We start from the raw sequence: 1,341 nt of genomic DNA on the forward strand, positions 1-1,341 counted from the left end.
GGGGCTTGACCCTTGATCTTGGACACGCTGATTCCAGCACGATGCTGGGGGGAGCGAGAATCCAAGGATGGCCAGGAAGAACTACACGGACGAGTTCCGTCGCCGAGCGGTGGACTTGTACGAGTCCACGCCCGGGGCGACGCTCAAGGGGATCGCGGCGGATCTCGGCGTGTCCCGCGGCGCGTTGAAGGAGTGGGTCGACAAGCTCGGCTCCGGGACCACGACGACCGGAAGCCCGGTCGCTCCGGCGGCGGTGCGGGCGGAGTCGCAGGCGGCGAGGATCGCGCGGCTGGAGGCTGAGAACCAGGCGCTCCGGGTTGAGCAGGCCAAGCTTGCGGAGGAGCGGGACATCCTCCGTCAGGCGGCGAAGTATTTCGCCGGGGAGACGAGCTGGTGAACCGCTTCCAGTTCGTCGAGGATCACAAGGACGCCTACGGCGTGAAGCGGTTGTGTGAGGTCATCGAGATCGCGAGGTCGTCGTTCTACGCGTGGCTGTCCGCCGCCCCCGGACGTGCCGCGAGGCAGTCGGCAGATGCGGCCCTCGCTGGCCGGATCCGGGCGCTGCAGGACCCGCAGCAGGGCGGGGACCGCGCCTTGGGTGCACCGCGGATCACCGCCGACCTCAACGAGGGCGTTGCCGAGAGTGAGCGGGTCAACCACAAGCGCGTGGCCCGCGTGATGCGTCAGCACGGCCTGGCCGGGATCCGGCTGCGCAAGCGGGTGAAGACCACGATTCCGGACCAGTCGGGGCGGCGCTTCCCGGACCTGATCGGCCGCGACTTCTCCACCGGGGAGCCGGGCCGCCGTTACGTCGGCGACATCACCTACCTGCCCATCGAGGACGGCACGAACCTGTACCTCGCGTCCTGCATCGACCTCGGGTCACGGAAGCTCGCCGGCTGGGCGATGGCCAGCCACATGCGCACCGAGCTCGTCGAAGACGCGCTGAAGGCTGCATGGCGCGAGCGCGGCTCCCTCGCCGGGGCCGTGTTCCACAGCGACCACGGCTCGGTCTACACCTCGAAGTCCTACACCGGCCTCTGCGAGCGGTTCGGGGTGATCCAGTCGATGGGAGCGATCGGCTCGTCGGCCGACAACGCCCTCGCCGAGAGCTTCAACGCGGCCCTCAAGCGCGAACTGCTCGAAGGCCGACCCGCGTTCCCGAACGCGCCCACGGCCTACCGGGCCGTGTTCCGGTGGGCGAACCGCTACAACACCCGCAGGCGCCACTCCGCGATCGGCAACATCACCCCGAACGCCTACGAGACCGCCACCTTCGCTATCCTCACGGAAGCGGCATAACCGAAATGACACCGTGTCCACGATCCGGGGTCAAGGCCC

At 68.8% G+C, this 1,341-nt stretch carries 1 protein-coding gene; it reads left to right on the forward strand.

Features of this window, described 5'->3' with window-relative positions; all coding sequences use genetic code 11:
* Positions 1-67: 67 nt before the first annotated feature.
* Positions 68-1,302 (forward strand): IS3 family transposase gene (locus tag AUV08_RS05595; RefSeq protein ID WP_369814516.1). Its coding sequence is split into 2 segments (ribosomal slippage): positions 68-377 and positions 377-1,302, totalling 1,236 coding nucleotides; the frame shifts between segments, so codons are not numbered across the junction.
* The last annotated feature ends 39 nt before the right edge of the window (positions 1,303-1,341 follow it).

The organism is Micrococcus sp. CH7 (genome assembly GCF_001595485.1).
Lineage (GTDB): Bacteria > Actinomycetota > Actinomycetes > Actinomycetales > Micrococcaceae > Micrococcus > Micrococcus luteus.